At 65.8% G+C, this 19362-nt stretch carries 20 protein-coding genes and 2 pseudogenes; 15 read left to right on the top strand and 7 right to left on the bottom strand.

Annotation, left to right across the window (positions count from 1 at the left end; translation table 11 throughout):
* The first annotated feature begins 47 nt into the window (after positions 1-47).
* From AC1DYD_RS28130 to AC1DYD_RS28120, 3 genes and pseudogenes are all read left to right on the top strand, one after another.
* Entirely contained in the window at positions 48-797 is a 750-nt protein-coding gene (locus AC1DYD_RS28130; RefSeq protein WP_478176039.1) for an IclR family transcriptional regulator, read from the top strand.
* Between the two features lie 262 nt (positions 798-1059).
* On the top strand, positions 1060-1929 hold the full coding sequence (locus AC1DYD_RS28125) for a hypothetical protein (protein WP_478176038.1): 870 nt from the start codon (positions 1060-1062) through the stop codon (positions 1927-1929).
* A 344-nt stretch (positions 1930-2273) separates the two neighbouring features.
* Positions 2274-2471 (top strand): annotated as a pseudogene (locus AC1DYD_RS28120) (integrase); the annotation flags it as partial.
* Between the two features lie 85 nt (positions 2472-2556).
* Here the strand turns inward: AC1DYD_RS28120 and AC1DYD_RS28115 are convergent.
* A complete protein-coding gene (locus tag AC1DYD_RS28115; RefSeq protein WP_478176037.1) occupies positions 2557-3027 on the bottom strand; it encodes a MarR family winged helix-turn-helix transcriptional regulator in 471 nt (156 codons plus the stop codon).
* Positions 3028-3142: 115 nt separating this feature from the next.
* Here AC1DYD_RS28115 and AC1DYD_RS28110 point away from each other — a divergent pair, with 115 nt between their 5' ends.
* Genes AC1DYD_RS28110 through maiA form a run of 5 tightly spaced genes read left to right on the top strand, consistent with a single transcriptional unit; the run spans position 3143 to position 8224 of the window.
* Positions 3143-4333, top strand: a complete 1191-nt coding sequence (locus tag AC1DYD_RS28110) for a 3-hydroxybenzoate 6-monooxygenase (protein ID WP_478176053.1) — start codon at positions 3143-3145, stop codon at positions 4331-4333.
* Positions 4334-4357: 24 nt separating this feature from the next.
* Positions 4358-5395: a cupin domain-containing protein gene (locus tag AC1DYD_RS28105; protein WP_478176036.1), complete on the top strand. Its 1038-nt coding sequence runs from the start codon at positions 4358-4360 to the stop codon at positions 5393-5395.
* 26 nt (positions 5396-5421) lie between these two features.
* Positions 5422-6126 (top strand): fumarylacetoacetate hydrolase family protein, encoded by a 705-nt coding sequence (locus AC1DYD_RS28100; protein WP_478176035.1) that lies wholly within the window; start codon positions 5422-5424, stop codon positions 6124-6126.
* Positions 6127-6162: 36 nt separating this feature from the next.
* Positions 6163-7542 carry an MFS transporter gene (locus tag AC1DYD_RS28095; protein WP_478176034.1) on the top strand — a complete coding sequence of 460 codons (1380 nt, stop codon included), beginning with the start codon at positions 6163-6165 and terminating at the stop codon, positions 7540-7542.
* Positions 7543-7582: 40 nt separating this feature from the next.
* The gene (gene maiA / locus AC1DYD_RS28090; RefSeq protein WP_478176033.1) at positions 7583-8224 is read left to right on the top strand and encodes a maleylacetoacetate isomerase; all 642 of its coding nucleotides are present in this window, start codon (positions 7583-7585) and stop codon (positions 8222-8224) included.
* A 58-nt stretch (positions 8225-8282) separates the two neighbouring features.
* Here the strand turns inward: maiA and AC1DYD_RS28085 are convergent, their stop codons facing one another.
* Entirely contained in the window at positions 8283-8714 is a 432-nt protein-coding gene (locus tag AC1DYD_RS28085) for a MarR family transcriptional regulator (protein WP_478176032.1), read from the bottom strand.
* A gap of 263 nt (positions 8715-8977) precedes the next feature.
* Positions 8978-9562 carry a TetR/AcrR family transcriptional regulator gene (locus AC1DYD_RS28080; RefSeq protein ID WP_478176052.1) on the bottom strand — a complete coding sequence of 195 codons (585 nt, stop codon included), beginning with the start codon at positions 9560-9562 and terminating at the stop codon, positions 8978-8980.
* Positions 9563-9695: 133 nt separating this feature from the next.
* On the opposite strand from AC1DYD_RS28080, the gene AC1DYD_RS28075 reads away from it, so the two are divergent.
* From AC1DYD_RS28075 to AC1DYD_RS28045, 7 genes and pseudogenes are all read left to right on the top strand, one after another.
* On the top strand, positions 9696-10541 hold the full coding sequence (locus AC1DYD_RS28075; protein ID WP_478176031.1) for an alpha/beta fold hydrolase: 846 nt from the start codon (positions 9696-9698) through the stop codon (positions 10539-10541).
* Positions 10542-10595: 54 nt separating this feature from the next.
* On the top strand, positions 10596-11690 hold the full coding sequence (locus AC1DYD_RS28070; RefSeq protein ID WP_478176030.1) for an alkene reductase: 1095 nt from the start codon (positions 10596-10598) through the stop codon (positions 11688-11690).
* Between the two features lie 61 nt (positions 11691-11751).
* Positions 11752-12540, top strand: a complete 789-nt coding sequence (locus tag AC1DYD_RS28065; RefSeq protein ID WP_478176029.1) for an SDR family NAD(P)-dependent oxidoreductase — start codon at positions 11752-11754, stop codon at positions 12538-12540.
* A 69-nt stretch (positions 12541-12609) separates the two neighbouring features.
* Positions 12610-12915 (top strand): putative quinol monooxygenase, encoded by a 306-nt coding sequence (locus AC1DYD_RS28060; protein WP_478176028.1) that lies wholly within the window; start codon positions 12610-12612, stop codon positions 12913-12915.
* 24 nt (positions 12916-12939) lie between these two features.
* Complete coding sequence (gene acuI / locus AC1DYD_RS28055; protein WP_478176027.1) at positions 12940-13926, top strand: acrylyl-CoA reductase (NADPH); 987 nt, start codon at positions 12940-12942, stop codon at positions 13924-13926.
* A gap of 65 nt (positions 13927-13991) precedes the next feature.
* A pseudogene (locus AC1DYD_RS28050) lies at positions 13992-14225 on the top strand (alpha/beta fold hydrolase); the annotation flags it as partial.
* Between the two features lie 91 nt (positions 14226-14316).
* Positions 14317-15015 carry an IS6 family transposase gene (locus tag AC1DYD_RS28045; RefSeq protein WP_478176026.1) on the top strand — a complete coding sequence of 233 codons (699 nt, stop codon included), beginning with the start codon at positions 14317-14319 and terminating at the stop codon, positions 15013-15015.
* 237 nt (positions 15016-15252) lie between these two features.
* Here the strand turns inward: AC1DYD_RS28045 and AC1DYD_RS28040 are convergent, their stop codons facing one another.
* Genes AC1DYD_RS28040 through AC1DYD_RS28025 form a run of 4 tightly spaced genes read right to left on the bottom strand, consistent with a single transcriptional unit; the run spans position 15253 to position 19334 of the window.
* Positions 15253-16524, bottom strand: coding sequence for an aminotransferase class III-fold pyridoxal phosphate-dependent enzyme (locus AC1DYD_RS28040; protein WP_478176025.1), 1272 nt, complete (start codon positions 16522-16524; stop codon positions 15253-15255).
* Positions 16517-17605 carry a phosphotransferase gene (locus AC1DYD_RS28035; protein ID WP_478176024.1) on the bottom strand — a complete coding sequence of 363 codons (1089 nt, stop codon included), beginning with the start codon at positions 17603-17605 and terminating at the stop codon, positions 16517-16519. The genes AC1DYD_RS28040 and AC1DYD_RS28035 overlap by 8 nt, the downstream gene beginning before the upstream one ends.
* Complete coding sequence (locus AC1DYD_RS28030; RefSeq protein ID WP_478176023.1) at positions 17602-18630, bottom strand: histone deacetylase family protein; 1029 nt, start codon at positions 18628-18630, stop codon at positions 17602-17604. Before AC1DYD_RS28030 ends, AC1DYD_RS28035 begins: the two co-directional genes overlap by 4 nt.
* A gap of 14 nt (positions 18631-18644) precedes the next feature.
* Positions 18645-19334: a GntR family transcriptional regulator gene (locus AC1DYD_RS28025; RefSeq protein WP_478176022.1), complete on the bottom strand. Its 690-nt coding sequence runs from the start codon at positions 19332-19334 to the stop codon at positions 18645-18647.
* Between the last annotated feature and the right edge of the window lie 28 nt (positions 19335-19362).

Below are 19362 nucleotides of genomic sequence, written 5' to 3'. Positions count from 1 at the left end.
TGAGAAAATGCCGCACCATATAGGTAATAACCCCTTGGAGCGAGCAGATGACGAAGACCGGCAACGTCCTCCAGGTGCTACGGCTTTTTTCCGAGCAGCGACATCAGATCCGCGTCGAGGACATCGCCACGATGCTGAAGGTCTCCAGCGCCACTGCCTATCGCTATGTCGCGGATCTGGAGCAGGCGGGGTTCGTCGAAGGCGCCGCGCCGGGCCAATACGTCCTGGGGCCGACGATCGTCGAGCTGGACCGTCAGATCCGCATGCACGACCCGTTGATCGGCAGCGCATCGGACATCTTGCGGACGTTGTCCGAACGTACCGGCGGCACCACCATCCTGGCGCGTCTGCATGGGCGTAAGGTCGTCTGCGTCGACCAGGTCCCGGGGCGGCACGGTCCCCGATCCGTCAGTTACGAGCGCGGACGCGCCATGCCGCTATATCGGGGCGCGACGTCGACCGCCATCCTCGCGCAGATGGACCGTGACACGCTGCGCGACATCGCCATGAAGGATGCCGCAGTCCTGAAGAGGGCGGGACTCCCGTCCGCGCCTGATGCACTGCTGGAGTACCTGCGCGCGTTAAGAGACCAGGATGTCGTGTACACCGAAGGCGCGGTCGACATCGAGGCCATGGGATGGGCCATCGCGATCCGGCACGGAAATCATCTGCTTGGCAGCATGAGCGTCGTTCTGTCCCGCAACGCGCCGGATGTGGCGCCCCAACGCATTGCGGATCAGTTGCGCCGTGCGGCACTGCGCGTCCAGGGGCGGCTCGACACGGTGCGCGAAAAGTAGTAAGCATCCGCGAGGATGGCTAGCGAAAGGAACTCAGCCCTGATGATGCCGACGGCGTCCGCCCACTGGGCCTCGCGCAACGGCTCCGGGCGCCTGCGTGTCGGATGTCGGCTTGGATCTGAAGCGATCATAGAAAGCGGATGGGCGGCCGGCGGTCCTGGGTCGACAGCTCTAGTCTAGCTAGTTTGAGGTCAAGGCTCGAACGCGTGCTTCAGTCCAGACGCTGGTGCTAACGGACGTTGCCACCGGCTGGACGGAGCGCGTGCCGGCGCTGACGCGCGACAGCACCCTGGTCATCGATGCCATCGCCAGGGCACGCGCGCTGTTCCCATTCCCGATGCGCGGCGTGGACTTCGACAACGACAGCGTCTTCATGAACGAGCGCGTGGTGGGATGGTGTCGGGCGCAGGGACTCGAGGTCACGCGAGCTCGTGCCTATCGCAAGAACGATCAAGCCTGGGTCGAGCAGAAGAATGGGGCGATCGTGCGCAGATTGGTTGGCTATGGGCGCTTCGAAAGCTTGGAGTCCCTGCGCGCACTGACCAGGTTGTACGCCGCGGCCCGCATCCACGCGAACGTATTGCAACCGTCGTTCAAGCTGCGCAGCAAGTCGCGCATCGGCGCTAAGGTCGTCAAGCGATACCACCCGCCTGTGCCGCCGGCCAACCGTGCGCTTGCACATGGTGCGATCGGCGCGGAGCCCAAGAGCAGGTTGACGCAAATGCTGGCAACGGCCGACCCCGTCGTACTTCTGAGCGAGATCCGGTCTGCTCAGGAGGACCTGGGACGCCGGGTAGACCAACGCGGGGTGGCCGGGGCGCGTGGAAGCGCCGACGAAATCATCAACGTCGCCGTTCCTGTGACGTCCACCCAAAGCGGAGAGCAGCGAGCGATTCATCGTCGACCCTATCGGCGACTCAAGCCCGTGCCACGAAAGCCGCGCATGTTGGACGCCTATGAAGACCAAACACGCCGCTGGCTGCAGCGGCAACCCGGAATGACGGCCGTGGAGATCCTCGACCGGCTACGAGAACTTGCACCCGCAGGAACGTTCACGGACACGCACTTGAGAACGGTTCAACGTGCACTCGCAACATGGCGTGCAGATGCGATCCGACAGTGGATCGATTAATGCCGCGTAGAGACGCAAACGAGTACATCTCCCTCGGCAAAGGCAGCGGCGGCCTAAAAGTGGGCCAGGCGCTGCGCGCCTGGCAACAGATAAATAAAAAAGCTATTCGGGACAAACGGCCGTGGACAACGCTTCGCGTTGACCACCGCCTGAGCCTGCGCCGAACACATGATCGCTGCAGCAAGGAACAACACCGAACTTCACGCGCTCGGTCGAGGTGTCCTTCAACCCCAGCGGCTCCTATATGCCGGAAACCCAGTGGCTCCATTACGGCGGAAACCCACTGGCTCCATTACGCCGAAAACGAACTGGCTCCTATGTGCCGGAAGGTGACATGGGGGGAGGACTTTTCGGCGCACTCACTGCGCTCGGGCTTCGTAACGGAAGCCGGGCGGCAGAACATGCCGCTGCAGGAGACGATGGCGATGACGGGGCATCGCAGCACGGACACGGTGGCGGGGTATTTCCGGGCGGGTGCGGCTCAAGTGAGCGCGGTGGCCCGGATGATGGATTCGGGAGAGCGCGGGCCCCATGAAGCCTGAAACCGATCGGGGAGTACCCGCCTTCGGCGTTCCTTGGATCGAGATCCGTCTTCTCTGTGCTTTCCCAATACGGCCTCAGAGAGACTCAAGCCTCGCTGGGCGCCCGGCTCAACTCGTTGTTCGCAGTCACCAGTTTGCGCAGCATGCGCATGAATTCGTCCCGCTCGACCGCGGACAGTGGTTTCAGGATGCGTTGCTGGGCCTTCAACATGTCGGGCTCTACCGCTTGCAGTACTTCCTGCCCCTGTTCGGTCAGGCCGAGTAGCCGAACGCGCCGGTCCTCCGGTGAGGCCGTGCGCTGCATCAGGCCACGCGTCTCCAGGCGGTCGATGACGCCGGCGGTCGTGGAAGTGTCGAGCCCGATCGAGCGCGCCAGCGTGCGCTGATCGACGCCCGGCGTCAGGCCAACTTTGCTAAGCGCCGCGTATTGCACCGGCGTAAGGCCATGCGCCTCGGTCTCCTGCAGGAAGATGGCCACCGCAATCTGTTGCAGGCGGCGGATGTAGTGGCCCGGCAGTTCATCCAGGTCCAGGGTTGTCGTCGTCTCAGTCTTCATTCGTCTCCTGACTTAAGGGTTCACCCTAATATTTGGCCATTCAGTCTATCACTACACTTACGCTCAGTGTACTGATGATAAGCACACAAACATAAGGAGATGACAGGTGAACGCAATGCAATCGGGCCTTCCCGTACTGGTGGCCGGTGGTGGGATCGGTGGCCTGGCTGCCGCGCTGGCGCTGACGCGCCGCGGTCTTTCGGTCAAGGTGCTTGAACAGGCACCTCAACTCGGCGAGATCGGCGCCGGCATCCAACTCGGCCCGAACGCCTTTGCCGCCTTCGACGCCCTGGGTATCGGCGAGAAGGCGCGCGCCCGCGCCGTCTACACCGACGAGATGGTGATGCACGATGCGCTGGACGCCACCCTGGTCGGGCGCATCCCCACTGGCGCCGCCTTCCGCGAACGCTTCGGCAATCCCTACGCGGTGATCCACCGGGCCGACGTCCACATGTCGCTGCTGGAAGGCGCGCAGGAATCCGACCGCATCCAGGTGCTGACCTCGACCACGGTGCAGCGCATCGACCAGGACGAGCACGGCGTCACGGTGCACGACACCAAGGGCGGCGAGCACCGCGGCTGCGCGTTGATCGGCGCCGATGGCGTCAAGTCGGCAGTGCGCCGTCAGTACGTGGGGGACGAGGCGCGCGTCTCGGGCCATGTGGTCTACCGCGCGGTGGTGGACAAGAAGGACTTCCCGCAAGACTTGCAGTGGAACGCCGCCAGCATCTGGGTGGGGCCGAACTGCCACCTGGTGCATTACCCGCTGCGCGGCGGCGAACAGTACAACGTGGTCGTCACCTTCCACAGTCGTGATCAGGAAGAGTGGAGCGTGCGAGAGGGCAGCCGCGAAGAGGTGCAGAGCTACTTCGAGGGCATCTGCGCCGAGGCGCGTCAACTCATCGACCTGCCCAAGGACTGGAAACGCTGGGCCACCGCCGACCGCGAGCCCATCGGCCAGTGGACGTTCGGCCGCGCCACGCTGCTGGGCGACGCTGCTCACCCGACGCTGCAATACCTGGCCCAGGGCGCCTGCATGGCGCTGGAAGACGCCGTGACGCTGGGCGAAGCGCTGCGAGTGCACGACAACGACTTCGTACGCGCCTTCGCGCACTACCAGCGCTCGCGTGTCGCCCGCACCGCGCGCATCGTGCTGTCGGCGCGCGAGATGGGCCGCATTTTCCACGCCAAGGGCGTCGAACGTCTGGTTCGCAACGAACTGTGGAAGGGCCGTTCGCAGGACCGCTTCTACGACGCCATGGAATGGCTCTACGGCTGGAAGGTCGAGAACTGCCTGGCCGCCTGACCCCTTGGACCACGGAACACCACCATGAACGAACTCGGACGACTCGAAGACCTGCCCGCCGACTACCGCGAAGCGCTGACGAAGCAGAACCTGGTGCCGCTGTGGCCCAGCCTGCGCGCCGTGCTGCCGCCGGGCAAGCCTCAGCCACGCACACGCGCCACCCATTGGTCCTACGAAGCACTGCGCCCGCTGCTGTTGCAGGCGGGCGAGCTGACGCCGATCGAAAAGGCCGAGCGCCGCGTGCTGGTGCTCGCCAACCCCGGCCACGGCCTGGAGAAGATGCAGGCCAGCGCCGCGATGTACCTGGGCATGCAGTTGCTGCTGCCCGGAGAATGGGCGCCGGCCCACCGCCACACGCCGAATGCCGTGCGCATGGTCGTCGAGGGCGAAGGCGCGTGGTCCACGGTCGACGGCGAGAAGTGCCCCATGCACCGTGGCGACCTCATCCTGACGCCCACCGGCCTGTGGCACGAGCATGGCCACGACGGCGATGAACCCGTGGTCTGGCTGGACGTGCTGGACCTGCCGCTGGTGTACTACATGGAGGCGAGCTACCACGTCGATGGCGGCCGCCAGAGCGTCAGCCCGCACCATGGCGAGCGTGCCTATGCACGCGGCGGCGTGGTACCGACCCCCGTGTTCGAGCGCTCGCGCAAGGCCTACCCGATGCTGCGCTACCCCTGGGCGGACGCCCGCGCGGCACTGGAATCGCTGGCCGCCGACCAGCCAGGGCTGGAAGCCGTACAGGTCACCTATGTCAATCCCGAGACCGGCGGTGACGCCGAGAACATCCTCGGCTTCTACGCGCTGATGCTGCGCCCTGGCCAGACGCTGAAGCTGCCGGTGCGCAGTCCGGCCGCCGTGTTCCACGTCATCGAGGGCGGTGCCACGGTGGAGGTCGAAGACCAGCGCTTCGAGCTCGCCTCGGCCGACACTTGCTGCGCCCCCGGCTACTCCGCGGTGGCGCTTGCCAATGCATCGAGCATCCGGCCCGCCTTCCTCTTCATCGCCGACGAGACGCCACTGCACCAGAAGCTGGGCGTCTTCGAAATCCGAACCTGAATTCAGCGAACTCAAGAAAGCACACCATGACCACCCGCTACCTCTGGACCCCGCCGCCCGTTTACTCGCTGCCGGTGCGCGGCAGCGACCAGCGCCTGCCCGTCAATCGCCTGTTCTTCGTCGGCCGCAACTACCACGCGCATGCAGTCGAGATGGGCCGGCCCGTCGACAAGAGCGTCGAGCGGCCTTTCTACTTCACCAAGTCACCGTCGACGCTGGTCGAATCCGGCGCCACCGTGGCCTACCCGCCCGAGACGCAGAACTACCACCACGAGATGGAACTGGTGGTTGCCATCGGCAAGCCGGGCTTTCGTGTCCAGCAATCCGATGCCGCGGCGCTCATCTATGGCTACGCCTGCGGCCTGGACATGACGCGCCGAGATCTGCAACTGGTGGCCCGCGACAAGGGCCGGCCCTGGGACCTGGGTAAGGATGTCGAGCAATCCTCGGTGGTGGCCGAGATCGTGCCCATGACAGGCCAAGTGATCAGTCAGGGCGAGCTCGCGCTGACCGTCAACGGCGAGCCGCGCCAGAAATCGGACATCGACAAGTTGATCTGGAGCATCCCCGAGTTGATCGCCGACCTGTCGCTCTTCTACCACCTGCAACCCGGTGACCTCATCTTCACCGGCACGCCCGAAGGTGTCGGCGCGCTGCAACCCGGCGACCGCGTCGACGGCCGCATCGAGGGCGTGGGCGAGATCGTGCTGCACGTCGGCGCCGCCGAGTAGGCACCCCCGCCCGACATTCCATCCCGGAGACAAGACATGACATCGCCCCAACCGCCGAGCGCCGAAGCCCGGCGCCTGAGCACCGTGATCTGGATCGTGGCCTTGGCCACGGTAGGACTCATCTTCGACGGCTACGACCTGGTGGTCTACGGCGCGGTCGTCTCGACCTTTCTGCGCGACCCGACGCAGATTGGCAACGTCTCCCCGGCCATTGCCGGGCTGTTGGGCAGCTACGCGCTGGTCGGCGTGATGGCGGGCGCGCTGCTCGCCGGCGCCGTCGGCGACATTCTCGGACGCCGCAAGGTCATGCTGATGTCGTACACATGGTTTTCGGTCGGCATGGGGTTCACCGCGATGGCCACCACGGCTTCCGCCTTCGGCTGGCTGCGCTTCGCCACCGGCCTGGGCATCGGTTCGCTGGTGGCCACCACTGCGGCGCTGGTGTCCGAGTACGCGCCCGCGGGCAAGAAGAACCTGATCAACGCCATCACCAACGGCGGCATCCCGCTGGGCAGCCTGCTGGCGGCCTTGCTGGCCATCGTGCTGATGCAGCACATCGGCTGGCGCGGCATGTTCTGGATCGGCGCGCTGCCCATCGTCACGCTGTTGCCGCTGGCGTACGTCAAGATGCCCGAATCGGTGGCCTGGCTGGCGTCACGCGGCCGCATGGACGAGGCTCGCAGGATGTCCGAGCGCACCGGCGTGCCCATGCCCGAACCGGTGTCCGTCAAGCCCGGTGCGTCCACCCCTGTCGGCGTCGGCAAGGTCGGCTTCGCCGGACTCTTCAGCGCGCATTACCTGTTCCCGACCATCGTGCTCGGCCTGATGAGCGCCACCGGTCTGGTCCTCGTGTATTCCCTCAACACCTGGTTGCCCGAGATCATGTTGCGCGCCGGTTTCAACGCCAAGGGCTCGCTGTCATTCCTGGCGGTGCTGAACGGCGGTTCGCTGTTCGGCGCACTCGCGGCGTCACGGGCGGCGGACCGCTACGGGCCCAAGCCGGTGGTGGCGGCCTGCTTCGCAACTGGCGCCGTAGCGCTCGTGCTGCTGACCATGGGGTTTCCGCTCGCCGGCTTGCTGGCCATCGTCGCGGTCGTCGGGCTGGGCACCAGCGGCACGCAGACGCTGATCTACGGATTTGTCGCCAACTACTACCGCACCAACGTGCGCGCAGCCGGCGTGGCCTGGTGTGCCGGGTTCGGTCGCCTGGGCGGCATCGGTGGCCCGATGCTGGGCAGCACGATGATCGGCGCCGGTTTCCAACTGGATTCGATCTTCTACGTGCTGGCCGGGCTGGGCGTGCTGGGGGTCCTGCTGACCCTGCTGGTGCCCATGGCGCGAGCGCAGTTCGCTCAACGCTCGACGCGCGCCGAGCACATGCCCGCCCCGGTCGTGTCGGTACGGCGCGCGGCCTGATGTGGCCGACCGCACCCGGACTCAAGACTCAGGACTTGGCATGAAGCTCTACAGCTTTTTCCGCAGCGGCACCTCACACCGGCTGCGCATCGCACTCCATCTCAAGGGCCTGCCCTACGACTACGAGGCGGTCGACCTGCGCCGCGAGCAACACCTGGGCTCCGCCTACAAAGCGATCCATCCGCAGGCCCTGTTGCCGGCGCTGCAGACCGACGGCGACGGCCTGCTGATCCAGTCGCCGGCGATCATCGAATGGCTGGAAGAGCGCCACCCCCAGCCGCCGCTGCTGCCGGCCGACCCGGCGGGCCGCGCGCGGGTGCGCGCGCTGGCCGCCGTCGTCGGCTGCGACATTCACCCGGTAAACAACCGGCGCATCCTCGAAGCGCTGCGCCATGACTTCGGCGCCGACGAGGCGACGGTGAATCGCTGGTGTGCCACCTGGATCACAGCCGGCTTCGATGCCATCGAGGCGATGCTTGCGGCGGACAAACGGCGCCGCGACTTCTGCTTCGGGTATGCACCGACGCTGGCCGATGTCTACCTTGTGCCGCAGGTCGAAAGCGCGCGCCGCTTCCAGGTCGACATGGGCCGTTGGCCGCTTATCAGCGCGGTCGACTTGGCGTGCCAACGGATGACAGCGTTTCGCGACGCGGCGCCGGCGGCGCAGCCGGATGCGGGCTGACGGCATCAGCGGTAAAGCGGGTTCTGCCGCAATAGCGCTGCTTCAAAAAAGCAGCCAGTCAGCGATCTTGAAAACCCTCATCGCCGCCTCCTTGACGATCGTCGACCACTTGCATGTTGTCCAGAATCCTGAGCAGATAGTGCAAGGTATGAGTGACGTCGTTCACTGAAAACCCATCAAGTACCTGCGCGTAGTAGCCGCGGATCTTCGGCAAGGCCTCGTCCTGCCATACGTGCAGTCCTGCGCTCGTCATGGACACAAGACGCGAGCGGCGGTCGCGCTCATCGGCCGCAGTCTGGATTCGCCCATCTCTCTCCATGCGGCTGAGCAGTCCGGAGAGGTTCTGCCTGCTGACCTTGAGGTAGCGCGCCAGATCGCCCACGCTCATGCCACCGCTCACGGCCGGCCTGGACAGCGCGCCGAGCACCGCCCACTGCTGCGTCGTCAGTCCCTCGGACTCGACTGCCTTCGTACCCGTTTTATGCAACATGTTGGCGCAAGGGCAACCTCCGTCCCTACCGCAATCCCCGACATGACCGCGTTCTGGGAGACCCCAGGCGGGCCGCTTTCGGCCCGTCCTGGCGATACGCGCTGTTGGGTTCCCGGCATCGGGCTGACGAGTGCTCGACTGCCAAGCGCCGGGACAGTCCCTGCACGTCAAGCCGAAGCCCTGATTGGAGCTTGATCTCGGAACGGAGTTCGCCCCAACCGCCCTTGCGCCCGCTCACGAACGCTCGCGCCCCTGGGTGTCAGCTACGCCTCAAGGGGCGCGGCCAGCCTCGATAGAACTGCCGCGCGGCAGACATCCAGGATTTCATCGGCGAGTGGCGAGTCGTCAGGACACGCCCGCGACAGCACCAATGCACCGATCACCTGCGCAATCACTTCGATGCGCCTGGCGCGCACGTCGCCTTCCCGTTTGTCGTTCTTCGGCGCGCCGAACTGGTTTGCCAGGGTCGCCAGCAGGCTTTCAACGCCAGTCGCAAAAGCCGTCTTGATCGACTCCGGCTGACGCGCAGCGTCTGCGCATAGCGCGGCCATCGTGCAACCTTCACCAGGAGCGTCCCGGTGCTCGCGGGACAAGTACTGCTTGACGAACTCCTTCGCATCGAGGCCTTCGGCTTTAGCCGCCGTCTGCGCAAAACCACAGGTCGCCGCTTCCGCCATCAGGTCGGCCTTGGACGGGAAGTGCTTGTAGAACCCACCATGGGTGAAGCCGGCGGCCGCCATCAAGTCCGCAATCCCCACCCCGTCGTAGCCACGCTCGCGAAACAGCGTAGAGGCCGTTTCGACGATGTGCGCCCGGTTCGCCTGCGCCTGCGCTTTGGTGACCTTCATGTCCAGGATCTCTCCAGATATGCCTATCAGTGAAGCCGTGAATATACATTGATGTCGATCATCATCAAAGTCCTTGACATTAAAGATGATGATCGACATCATTATGTGAACTTACCTCGAAAGGATTCTGGACATGAGCGACACCCACCTGACGGCCCCCACCCGCTTCATCGAAGTGGACGGCGACAAGTTCGCCTATCGCCGCTGGGGCAACACCTCCAGCGGACAGCCCCCGCTGTTCTTCGTCCAGCATTTCCGCGGTGGCCTGGACCACTGGGATCCCCTGTTGACCGATGGCCTGGCCGCGAGCCGCGAGGTCATCCTCTACAACGGACGCGGCATTGCCTCCTCGACCGGCACGCCCCGCAACCGGATCGAAGACATGGCAGACGACATCGCCCTGGTGATCCGGGCGCTGGGTCTGTCCCAGGTCGATCTGCTTGGTTTCTCGATCGGGGGCTTCCAGGTGCAGGAGGCAGCACTGCGTCACCCGCAACTGGTTCGCAAGCTTCTTCTGCTCGGCACCGGACTGCGGGGCGGAGATCCGAAGATGGAGCCCAAGGTGCTGGAAGTCGCGCCGAATCCCGTGCCCACCGCAGAAGACTTCCTCTACCTGTTCTTCGGCCGCTCGGACGCTGCGAAGCAGGCGGGTTTGGCGTTCTGGGAGCGCCGCCACCAGCGCGTCGACCAGGATCCGCCCAGCTCGATGGCGGTCGCTCAAGCCCAGGCCGAAGCGCACGCCGCCTACCTGCAACCACTGCCGGGTGCGAACCCCTATGCCTTCCTGAACCGCGTCACGCAGCCGACGCTGGTGCTCAACGGCGTCAACGACATCATGATCCCCACGATCAACTCCTGGCATCTGTCGCAGAACATTCCCAACGCACAGCTGTTGATCTACCCCGGCGCCGGGCACGGCGCCCAGTTCCAGTTTCCCGAGCGCTTCCTCCAACACGCAATCCAGTTCCTGGAGGAGTGATGCCGCCGCGCATCCGCATTTCCCGCCTTACCAACGACGACACAGCAGACAAACATGACTGACAACGCGCTCTTCGAGCCCTACACACTTGGCTCCCTCAAACTGTCCAATCGCATCGTGATGGCGCCGTTGACGCGCAATCGTGCCGGTCCGGGTCTGGTGCCCAGCGAGTATGCCGCCACCTACTACAGTCAACGCGCCTCAGCGGGCCTGATCATCACCGAGGCCACCCAGATCTCGGCCGATGCCCAGGGCTACCAAGACACCCCGGGCCTCTACACGCGGCCGCAGATCGACGGCTGGCGCAAGGTGACCGACGCCGTTCACGCCAAGGGCGGGCGTATCTTCGTCCAGTTGTGGCACGTGGGGCGCATCTCTCACGTCGATCTGCGGCTTGGTGGCACTGCGCCGGTGGCGCCCTCCGCCATCCGCGCCGCGACCAAGACCTTCGTCAACAATGGTTTTCACGATGTCTCCGAGCCACGTGCGCTGACGCTGGATGAGATTCCGGGCATCGTCGAGGATTTCCGCCAGGCTGCGGCCCATGCGATCGCCGCCGGGTTCGATGGCGTCGAGGTCCACGGTGCCAACGGCTACCTGCTGGAGCAGTTCATCAAGGATGGCGCCAATACCCGCACCGACGCGTACGGCGGCTCCGTCGAGAACCGCGCGCGCCTGCTGCTTGAAGTCACCGCTGCCGTGGCAAAGGAGATCGGTGCCGAACGCACGGGCGTGCGCCTCTCGCCGGTGTCGGCGGCCGGTGCCATTTCCTGCAGCGACCCGCAGCCGCAGTACGACTACATCGCCGAGCAACTCAGTGGCCTGGGCATCATCTATCTGCATGTCGTCGAAGGCACCACCGGTGGTGCACGCGATGCCGTGCCGTTCGATTTCGATTCGCTGCGCACTCGCTTCAAGAACACCTACCTGGCCAACAACGGGTACGGCCTCGAACTGGCCAAAGCCCGCCTGATCGACGGCAAGGCCGACCTGTTCGCCTTCGGCCGCCCCTTCATCAGCAACCCCGATCTGGTCGAAAGACTGGAGATCGGCGCACCCCTCACCGCGCTCAACCCGGCCACGCTCTATGGCGGTGGCGCCGTGGGCTACATCGACTACCCGGCGCTCGCTGAATCCAGCATTCAGTAGTGCTTTGCCGACGTCGCGAGGCGCGGCGGCGGCACCCTTAATTGATCAAGAGAAGAAACATATGACCAAGCGTTCCACTGTTCTCATCACCGGCGCGTCGTCAGGTATTGGTGCTGCCTACGCCGAGCGCTTTGCCAGCCGCGGCCACCATCTCGTGCTGGTTGCTCGCGACAAGGCGAGACTGGATGCGCTGGCCGCTCGCCTGCGCCACGAAAGCAATGTCACTGTTGACGTGCTCCAGGCCGACCTTACGCAGCCCGGCGACCTGGTCGCAGTCGAGACCCGCCTTCGTGACGACGCCAGGATCGGCATCCTCATCAACAATGCGGGGGCTGCCCAATCCGGCAGCTTCATCGAGCAGACAGCCGACAGCATCCACCGACTGGTCACACTCAATACCACGGCGCTGGTTCGACTGGCCGGTGCCATCGCCCCGCGGCTGGTGCAGGCAGGCGAAGGCGCAATCGTCAACATCGGGTCGGTCGTTGGCCTCTCACCGGAGTTCGGCCAGTCGATCTACGGCGCGACGAAGGCTTTCGTGCTGTTCCTATCCCAAGGATTGAGCCTGGAGCTCTCGCCCAAGGGCGTCTACGTGCAGGCGGTACTGCCTGCGGGGACTCGTACCGAGATTTGGCAGCGCGCGGGCATCGATATCAGTGCGATGCCTGATTTGATGGAGGTGGATGAGCTGGTGGATGCCGCGCTGGTCGGCTTCGATCGCCGCGAGCTCGTGTCCATCCCACCCCTGCACGACGCCGAACGCTGGGATGCACTGGATACCGCGCGGCTAGGCCTGCTCTCGGAACTCCGGCAGGCACATGCGGCCGAACGCTATCGGGCGGCGCCTTGAAACGCCGAGCCGTACACCTTCGACCGGAACCCCACGGACACCCATCAATTCAAATCAATGGAGAACTTCATGTCGAAGCCATATGCTCTGTGCGTCATCCTGCCTGTGAAGCCGGAACATGCCGACGAGTTCGCGGCCCTAGTCCAGGAAAACGTCGCCGGGACGCGCAAGGACAAGGGCGTCGTCACCTTCAACTGCCACCAAGTAGTCGGAGAGACGACCTGGATCCTCTACGAGATCTGGGAGAGCAAGGCAGATTCCGATGCCCACCGGCAGAAGCCCAATGTCCAGGCCTTCTTTGCGAAGGCACCGCAGTTGCTGGCGGGTGAGCCCAAGGTTTTTCAGTTAGGTCCGTTGATCCAGCACAACACATGATGATCACCTAACCAGGAGAAGACAATGACATTCAAGGCATTGCTCGCCGACAAGCCGGGCGACACGATTTCAACCAACCTGGTCGACTTCAAGGACGAGGATCTGATGCCGGGCGACGTCACCGTCGCGGTCGAGTACTCGACGGTGAACTACAAGGACGCGATGGCGCTCGGTGGCCGGTCACCGGTCATCCGCCAGTTTCCGCTGATCCCGGGCATCGACTTTGCCGGTGTCGTCGAGGCCTCGACCTATCCTGGCCTTGTCGCTGGCGACCGTGTGCTGGCGACCGGCTGGGGACTGAGCCAGACGCACCACGGTGGCTTCGCGCAGAAGGCGCGAGTGAGCGGCGATTGGCTGGTCAAGGTCCCGGAGGTCTTTTCGACCCGGGATGCCATGGCCATCGGCACCGCCGGGTTCACCGCCATGTTGTCCGTGCTCGCACTGGAGCATGGCGGCCTGACGCCCGAGCGCGGCGACATCCTCGTGACCGGCGCCAATGGCGGCGCCGGCTCCGTGGCGATCGCGCTGCTGTCGGGCCTGGGCTATCGCGTGATCGCCTCGACCGGCCGCCTCGACGAAGCGGCCTACCTGCGTGCGCTGGGCGCGGCGGACGTGATCGACCGCCACACCCTGTCCGAAGCGGGCGCGCCGATCGCCAAGGAGCGATGGGCCGGGGCCATCGATTCGGTCGGCAGCCATACATTGGCGAACGTCCTGGCCCAGACCCGGTATCGCGGCGTGGTCGCGGCCTTCGGCCTCGCACAAGGCGCCGATCTGCCGGCATCCGTCCTGCCCTTCATCCTGCGCAACGTCACCCTCGCCGGTATCGACTCGGTCAATGCGCCACAGCCTGTGCGGCTGCAGGCGTGGTCGCGTCTGGCCAGCGACCTGGATCTGGACAAGCTGGCACGGACCACCAAGGTGATTGGCCTGGCAGAGGTTCCTGAAGTCGCCAGCCAAGTACTGGCAGGGAAGGTCCAGGGGCGCACCATCGTCGATGTGAACGCGTGACCGCCAACGCGGTGGCGCTTGACTCCCTCGATTCCCGGCGTCACATGAAGCACCTTGAAAAGACGATGACCCCTACCGACAACGACCCAGGGTCGCACTTGCCCTACATCGACACTCCCAACCGATCGATCGATGTCGATGGGACTGAATTCGCGTACCGCGACCTGGGGCCGCGCAGTGGCGTGCCGCTGGTCCTGCTCAACCACTGGGGCGCCGTCCTAGACAATTTCGATCCGCGTATCGTCGATGGGCTTTCCCGCAGCCATCGCATCGTCGCCATCGACTACCGAGGGATCGGCGCTTGGCTCTGGTGCAAGCCGAGCCTCGGGCTCGGGTAGGCTACCCATCTTTGTGAAGTGAAGGTGGACAGTGGCGAAGAAGTTGCAAAGCATGGACGAGCTGTTCAAAGGCCGGCACTTCGAGCGGGAAATCATCGTTCTGTGCGTTCGCTGGTACCTGCGCTACAAGTTGAGCTTGCGCGACCTGGTGGAGATGATGGCCGAGCGCGGCCTGGCGTTGGCCCACGCGACGATCATGCGCTGGGTGCAGCGCTTCGTGCCCGAGTTCGAGAAGCGCTGGAATCGATTCGCTCGCCAGGCCGGTCGCTCGTGGCGCGTTGACGAAACCTACGTGAAGATCCGCGGCAGGTGGACCTGCCTGTACCGTGCTGTCGATCGGCAAGGCAAGACCGTCGACTTCCGCCTGAGCGCCAAGCGCGACGTGAAGGCGGCCAAGGCCTTCTTTCGCAAGGCGTTGAAGACCCAAGGCCGCGCGCCGGTGAGCGTCACGCTGGATGGCTACGCCGCCTCGCACCGCGCGGTGCGGGAACTGCCCGAGCAGAACCCTCGGTGGAAAGACACTCGGCTGCGATCGTCGCGCTATCTGAACAACATGGTCGAGCAGGACCATCGAGGCGTGAAGTCGCGCATCAAGCCCATGCTCGGCTTCAAGGTCTTCGATTGCGCGGCCGTGACTATCGCCGGCGTCGAGCTGCTGCATCGCATCCGAAAGGGCCAGTTCAATCTCGCTCGTGTGCGCCTCAAAGGCCAAGCCGCGCCCGCGATCTGGAACGCGGTACTTTCGGCCTGACCGGCGCAACGCATTCATGAATTTGTCCACCTGCGTGGAAAATTCGCACCAGAGCCTTGATCTGCATGGGCCAACCTCCGAGCAAGCAAGGAAGACGATTCTCTGCGGCCGCTGGGGCCGCATTGACCGTGACGCAAATGTCAGCGCCTGCTCACCCCGCCAAATCGAACGCTCTCTCGCCCCGCACAGGCCTTGTGCAGTGAAGCATCACGGGCATGTCCGAGATCGCGCCCCCGATCAACCAACGGCGGCCAGCACTTCGTCCAGGCGCTCCACCAGCAGGTCCGCATGCTCACGCTGGAACACCAGCGGCGGTCGGATCTTCAGCACATTGGCCTGGGGGCCGGTTGCGCTCAGCAGCACCTGGCGCTGTCGAAGGCCGTTGACGACCTTCGCCGCCTGCGTCGTGGCTGGTGCGCGCGTGGCGCGGTCGACCACCAGTTCCAAGCCGATGAACAGGCCGACACCGCGAGCCTCGCCCACAAGGGCGTGGCGCTGCCTCAGCGCGGCCAGGCGATCGCGCAGGTAGTTGCCGACCTCCAATGCGTTGCGCTGCAGTTGCTGCTGCTCGAGCACATCCAGCACGGCGGCGGCCGCGGCCATCGAGACCGCGTTGCCGCCGAAGGTGTTGAAGTAGCGGCTGGCCTCGCCAAAGGCCTTCATCACCTCGGGCCGCACCGCCAGTCCGGCCACCGGGTGACCGTTGCCCATGGGTTTGCCCATGGTCACCATGTCGGGCACCACGCCGTGACGCATAAAGCCCCAGAAAGCCTCGCCCGTTCGGCCAAAGCCGGGCTGCACTTCGTCGGCGATGAACACGCCGCCAGCCGCGTGGATGGCGTCCACCGCCTCGCGCAGAAAACCGGCTGGGGCGGTGAACACGCCGTCGCTGGAGAACACGGTGTCAACGAGCAGCGCCGCGGGCTTGAGCCCGTGGGCCTGCAGGTCGGCGATGGCCGCGCGCACGCCGTCGGCGAAACGTTTGCCGGTCTCGGCATCGCCGCCCGTGGGAGCATCCACCAGCCGCACGTTGTCGCCGATGCGCACGTACTGCCCCAGCGAAGGCGAGGCGCAGGCAATGGCCGAGGTGACGCCGTGGTAGGCGAAGCGCGTCACGATCAGCCCGGTGCCGCCCGTGTGTGCGGTGGCGATGCGCATGGCCAGATCGTTGGCCTCGCTGCCGGTGCAGGTGAAGGTGGCGTGGCCCAGCTCGGGTGGCATGGTGGCCAGCAGCCGTTCTGCGTAGTCGAGGATGCTGTCGTGCAGATAGCGTGTGTGTGTGTTGAGCACGGACGCCTGGCGCGCAATGGCTTCCACCACGCGCGGTTGCGCATGGCCGACGCAGACCACGTTGTTGTAGGCGTCCAACCAGGGCGTGCCGGCGGCATCAAACAGCCACACGCCCTCGCCACGCACGGGGTGGAAGGGCTCGTCGTAGAACAGGCGGTAGGCCGGTCCCAGCAGGCGGGCCCGGCGGGCCAGCATGTCGGCGGTGGTGTGGTCAGCCATGTGAAGTCTCCGGTGGGCAGCAGGCGGCAATGGCGTCTTGCACCTGTTCGGCGGTGAGTGATTGGCAGGCCGCCAGCCGCGCCCACGAGATGGCGTTGTTGCGCATGAGGTAGGCCGCGTTGTCGGGCTGGCGCGCGGCGCGCCAGCCGCTGATGGCGACCACCATGGCCAGGCGGGCGCGCACGAGGTCCAGCAGCACGAAGGTCTCGGCGTCGGTCAGCGGCAGGACGGCTTGGTAGTCTGCCGCGAAGCGCGCGATGGTGGCCAGCGCGTCGCCCTGCTCATCAATGTGGTACGACGCGGCCACGGCCAGGTCGTCCACCAGTGGCGCATGCACCATGTCGCCAAAGTCCAGGATGCCGGCCACACGCGCCGGTTCATCGGGGTCGACCAGCAGGTTGTACAGGTTGAAGTCGTTGTGGATGGGCTGGCGGCGCAGCGCGGTGAGCCGTGGCTTGGCGCGCTGCTCGAAGCTGTCCAGAGCGGCCTCGGCCAAGGCGCGGCGCGCCGGGTCGGCCACGTGCACGAGCAGCGGGCGCACGCGCTCGGCGCGCTGGATGTCCCAGGGCAATTCGCGCTCGCCGGCCGGGTGGCTCAGGCGGGCCAGGGCACGGTCGAGCCGCGCCAGCATGCTGGCCACGCTGCTGCGCTGGGCGGCCGAGCGTGGCGCCTGCGGCATGGGCATGCCTTCGAGGTAGCTGAACACGCGGGCCACGCGCGTGCGGCCCTCGGCGTCCTTGATCTGCACCGAAGCCGCGCCGTGCAGATCGGGCAGCAGGCGCTGCACGGGCAGGCTGGGGTCGGATCGGGCGACGTGCAGCAGCGCCTGGGTCTGGAAGTCGGCCACCAGCGGCGCCTCGATCGGGTGCGAGAGCTTGAACATGCACCGCGCGCCGCCGTCGGTTGGCTCCAGCAGGAAGTTGGCGTCGCGTTCACCGGTGAGCGGCTTGAGCTGCCCGTGCAGGCCGTAGAGGCTGTGCAGCAGGTCGGCCGCCCAGTCGGTGGCAACGGGGGCCGGCGGCGCCGTCAGCACGGCGGCTTCCGGCAATGCCGCGCAGATGGCTGCGTCCAGATCGTTCATGCGGCGGCCTCGAATCCACGCAGCGCGCTGGCCAGGTTGAGCCCGAGGTCCTCGGACAGATACCCGCCTTCCTGCACCAGCACCGTCGGCAGCCCCAGCCGCGCGATCTCGCCGAGGATGCGGCCAAAGCCCGGCGTGCTGACGGCCAGCATCTGGTAGGGATCGTTCTCGTGCGCGTCCAGGCCCAGCGCCACGACGAGTGCACCCGGCGCATAGGCGCGGATGGTGGACAGGCCCATGGTCAATGCCGCCAGAAAGCCCTCGTCCTGCGTGCCGCGCGGCAGCGGCAGGTTCAGGTTGTAGCCCAGGCCCTCGCCCTCACCCACCTCGTGCGCATGACCCGTGAAGAAAGGCGTGCAGAAATGCGGATCGCCGTGCAGCGAGATGGTCAACACGTCCTTGCGGCGCCAGAAGATGCCCTGCGTGCCGTTGCCATGGTGCACGTCGATGTCGAGGATGGCCACGCGGTCGTGCCGGTGGCGCAGGTGCTGGGCCGCGATGGCCGCGTTGTTGAGGTAGGTGAATCCGTTGGCGCGGTCGGCGTAGGCGTGGTGGCCGGGGGGGCGGCACAGGGCATAGGCGGCGCGCTCGCCGTCCAGCACCAGTTGGGCCGCGTGGGTGGCCACGTGGGCCGACCAGGTCGCCGCATGCCAGGTGTGTCGGCCGATGGAGCAAGCCATGTCGCCCATGTGATAGCCGGCCTGGCCGACCAGGCTGTCGGGGTAAGTGAAGGGTTGGCCCGGGAACGGATGCACGTTGGGCATCACCTCCTCGGAGGCGCCTTCGAGCCGCTGCCAGCGTTCCCAAGCGGTCTCCAGAAAGCGCAGGTACTGCGGCGTGTGGATGGCGGCGCGTGGGCCGGGGCCGTGGTCATCGGGCGCCACAACTTCATGGCCTTGCTCGCGCGCCGCGTTGAGCAGCAGCGTGCCGCGTTCGGGTTGCTCGTTGCTGCGCTTCATGCGCCCGCGCACGATGAACTGTTGCGGGTCGTGGCCGGTGTGCTGGTCGCTGTAAATGACTTTCATGCGGGTGGTCTGGATCAGTTCTTGAACAAGCCGCAGGCATGCGCCTTGGCGTCTTCGAGGTGGAAGAGCAGCGCGTGCTGCACGGCTTTCACGTCGCGCTGGATCAGTGCCTGCGCGATGGGTCGGTGCGTCTCGGCCAGGGCTTTGAGGTCACCGTAGCTGTCTTCGCTGAGCGCCAGGAACATGCGCACCTCGGTCTGCATGTTGTCGAACAGCCGGTGCAGGTAGTGGTTGCCCGACAGCGCGCTGATCGCGAAGTGGAAGTCCAGGTCCAGCGCCACGCGCTCGGCCGTGGCCAGCGTCTCGGCGCGGGCCACCATGTCGTCCACGCGAGCATTCAGCCCCGCCAGCTCGGCGTCGCTGGCGTGCGCGCAGGCCAGTTCGGAGCCCAGCAGCTCCAGCTGGATGCGCACTTCGTATAGATCGTTGACCTGCTTGGACGAGACCGTGCGCACAGCGAAGCCGTGGCGCGGGCGGGAGACCAGCAGGCCCAGGCTCTCCAGCCGTCGCGCGGCCTCACGCACAGGCGCGCGGCTCACGCCCATCTGGCGGGCCAGCTCGGCCTCGACGATGCGGTCGCCGGGCGCAATGCGCCCCGCCAGGATGGCCTCCTGCAACTGCGCCTCGACCACACCCACCAGGTCGGGCACCTGGATCGAGGAAAAAGCGGGCGCAGACGCTGCTTCGGCACGGCTGGTGTTCATGAATGGCTTCCTTTGTTGCTTGCGCTGT

Source organism: Variovorax sp. P4_B11, from assembly GCF_056402355.1.
This window is presented reverse-complemented; position numbering and strand designations above follow the sequence as displayed.